Below are 3,268 nucleotides of genomic sequence, written 5' to 3' on the forward strand. Positions count from 1 at the left end.
GTGCATACCCTCATGACCGCAGTTCGCTCCTTGATTATTCGTACCACGCTGGTTGCCGGCACGCTGGATATTCTGGCCGCTTTCCTGATGCAGCTTGCTTCCCACGTCTCGCCAGTACGTGTGCTGCAGGCCATTGCCAGCGGCTGGCTTGGCCCGGCCGCGTTTAGCGGCGGCGTACCGGCAGCCGCCCTCGGGCTGGTGTCCCACTTTCTGTTGATGGCGGCACTGGTGGCCGTGTACGTGGTCTTCGTTGCCGGACGTGCGCTGGCGCGGCAGCAGCCGCTGTTGTGCGGCGTGCTCACGGGCATTGGAATGTATGTGTTCATGAACGCGGTGGTGCTGCCACTGTCCCGCATCGCCTTCCATCCGAACTACAGCATGATGCCGGTGCTGATCGGGCTGGTGGTTCACATTCTTTGCGTCGGCATGCCGATCGCGTTCATGGCGCGCGGCGGGCAAGGAGCCCGTGTCGCTCAAACTGTCTGAGGCAGCACCAGGATCGCCCGGAAGTCGTTCACATTGGTGAGGGTAGGACCGGTGATCACCGAGTCGCCCAGCGTCTGGAAGAAGCCGTGGCCATCGTTATTGGCGAGGGCTGAGCGGGGCGTGATGCCAAGCTCGCGCGCCCGCCACAGCGAGTCTGGCGCCAGCAAGGCACCGGCGATTTCCTCCTGGCCGTCGACGCCGTCGGTGTCGCAGGCGATGGCGTAAATGCCGGGGTAGCCGTTCAGGGTTACGCCCAACGATAGCAGAAACTCCACATTACGTCCGCCCCGTCCGTCGCCTCGCACAGTGACGGTTGTTTCTCCACCCGACAGCAATACGCATGGCGCGGTGAAGGGTTGGCCATGCCGCGCCACGTGGATGGAGATGCCTGCCATAGCGATGCCCACATCGCGTGCCTCGCCCTCAATGCTGTCGCCGAGAATATGCGCGGGAACGCCGGCCTTGCTGGCGACCGCCGCCGCGGCCTCCAGCGCCATCAAAGGCGTGGCGATCATGTGCAGCTCGCTGCGGGCGAGACGCGGGTCGCCGGGCTTGACCGACTCGCCGCGCCCACTCTCAAGCAGCCTGCGGACTTCGAGTGGCACGTCGATGCCATAGCGATGGAGTACGGCCAGAGCGTCCGCGCAGGTGGTGCGATCGGCGCAGGTTGGGCCACTCGCGATATCGATCGGGTCATCACCCGGCACATCGGAAATCAGCAAGGTGACCACTTTCGCCGGATAACAGGCCGCTGCCAGCCGCCCGCCCTTGATGGCCGACAGATGGCGTCGTACGCAGTTCATTTCGCTGATGGTGGCGCCGCTCTTCAAAAGCGCCGTATTAATGGCCTGCTTGTCGGCCAGCGTGATGGCTTCATCCGGCAAGGCCAGCAGCGCCGAGCCGCCGCCCGAGATCAGACAGATGACCAGGTCGTCTTCCGTGAGCCCCGATACCAGGCCGAGGATACGGCGCGCTGCGGTCATCCCGGCCGCGTCGGGCACGGGATGCGCAGCTTCCACAATCTCGATCCGCTCACATGGCACGTTGTAGCCATAGCGGGTCACCACCAGCCCACTCAGTTCACCGCGCCAGTGCTGCTCAACGACCCGCGCCATTTCCGCGGACGCCTTGCCGGCGCCGATCACCAGGGTGCGTCCGCGGGGCGGCGAGGGCAGATACTTCGGCAGGCTGACGGCTGGCTGCGCCGCCGCTACCGCCGCATCGAACATCTCCCGCAATAACTGGCGTGGGTTGATCATCGCTGCTCCTTATCCCGGCAGTTCCGAACCGATTTCGAAATTGGCCATTTTTTCCAGCGCTCGCACCAGGGCCGAATGATCCCAGGCCTTGCCGCCGTGCGCCGCGCAGCTATTGAACAGCTCCTGCGCGGTGGCGGTATTGGGCAGGCTCAGTCCGAGCTGGCGCGCTGTACTAAGTGCCAGGTTCAGGTCCTTCTGGTGCAGTTCGATGCGGAAGCCCGGATTGAACGTGCGGTTGATCATGCGTTCGCCATGGACTTCGAGAATACGCGACGACGCGAAACCGCCCATCAGGGCCTGGCGCACTTTCGCCGCATCGGCTCCCATGCGCGATGCAAAAAGCAGCGCTTCGCCAACCGCCTCGATATTCAGCGCCACGATGATCTGGTTGGCGACCTTGGTGGTCTGGCCATCGCCATTGCCGCCGACCAGCGTGATGTTCTTGCCCATTAGCTCGAACAGCGGCTTGACGCGGTCGAAGGCTTCTTGCGAGCCACCCACCATGATGGTCAGGGTGGCTGCCTTGGCGCCGACTTCGCCACCGGACACCGGCGCATCGAGATAGTCGCAGTTCAGCGCGTTGATGCGGGCGGCGAACTGTTTGGTTTCAAGCGGCGAAATGGAACTCATGTCCACCACCACCTTGCCCGCCGAAAGGCCTTCCGCGACGCCATTTTCACTGAACAGCACGGCCGCAACGTGGGGCGTATCCGGCACCATGACGATAATGATGTCCGATTTCTGCGCTACTTCCTTGCCCGATCCGCAGCTTACCGCGCCAGCCTGCAGCAGTTCTTCCGGAATGGGTTTGATGTCATGCACGTGCAGCGTATGGCCGCCAGCGACCAGGTGGGATGCCATGGGCGTACCCATGATGCCAAGACCGATAAAGCCGACTTTACTCATTTTCCGATTGCTCCGTAATGTGTGGGAAGGTTGGATCACTGTGGGTGCTTGAAGCGGCCCGCCAGTGCTTCGGCATTGCGGGCCAGGATGCCGATATCGCTGCCGACAGCCGTGAACATGGAGCCGACTTCGATGTAATGGCGTGCCATGGCCTCGTCCGGCGATAGAATGCCGGCCGGTTTGCCGCTGGCGCGGATGCGGCGGATGGCTTGCTCGATCGCCGCGATCACTTCCGGGTGTTTGGGATTGCCGATGTGCCCCATGGCTGCGGCCAGATCACCAGGGCCGATGAAGATGCCGTCAACGCCTTCAACGGCGGCAATTTCTTCGATATTGGCGATAGCTTGCGGCGTCTCCACCTGCACCAGCACGCAGATCTCTTCCTCGCATTGCTTGGCGTAGTCTTTCACGCGGCCATAGTCGGAGGCGCGCGCCGCCGCTGAATATCCGCGCACGCCAAGCGGGGGATAGCGCGTCGCGGCCACGGCGCGGCGGGCTTCGTCCGCATCCTGCACGAAGGGAATCAACAGAGTTTGCGCACCGACGTCGAGCAGCCGCTTGATGATCACGGTGTCGTTCCATGCCGGACGCACGATAGGGTGGGCGCTGCCTTGCGA

4 protein-coding genes are annotated in these 3,268 nt (G+C 63.4%); 1 reads left to right on the plus strand and 3 read right to left on the minus strand.

The features are described 5' to 3' along the window. A partial coding sequence (locus AB4Z11_RS27425) for a hypothetical protein (protein WP_442029004.1) occupies positions 1 to 486 on the plus strand: 486 nt, incomplete at its 5' end. Here the strand turns inward: AB4Z11_RS27425 and AB4Z11_RS27430 are convergent. From AB4Z11_RS27430 to AB4Z11_RS27440, 3 genes are all read right to left on the minus strand, one after another. Then, positions 474 to 1,745: a glycerate kinase type-2 family protein gene (locus tag AB4Z11_RS27430; RefSeq protein ID WP_442029005.1), complete on the minus strand. Its 1,272-nt coding sequence runs from the start codon at positions 1,743 to 1,745 to the stop codon at positions 474 to 476. The genes AB4Z11_RS27425 and AB4Z11_RS27430 overlap by 13 nt on opposite strands. A gap of 9 nt (positions 1,746 to 1,754) precedes the next feature. Continuing rightward, entirely contained in the window at positions 1,755 to 2,651 is an 897-nt protein-coding gene (gene glxR / locus AB4Z11_RS27435) for a 2-hydroxy-3-oxopropionate reductase (RefSeq protein ID WP_442029006.1), read from the minus strand. A gap of 35 nt (positions 2,652 to 2,686) precedes the next feature. Then, positions 2,687 to 3,268, minus strand: a 582-nt coding sequence (locus AB4Z11_RS27440; RefSeq protein ID WP_442029007.1) for an aldolase/citrate lyase family protein, incomplete at its 5' end; no start/stop codon positions are given.

Origin of the sequence: Pseudoduganella sp. RAF53_2 (assembly GCF_052113985.1) — a bacterium.
Lineage (GTDB): Bacteria > Pseudomonadota > Gammaproteobacteria > Burkholderiales > Burkholderiaceae_D > Rugamonas.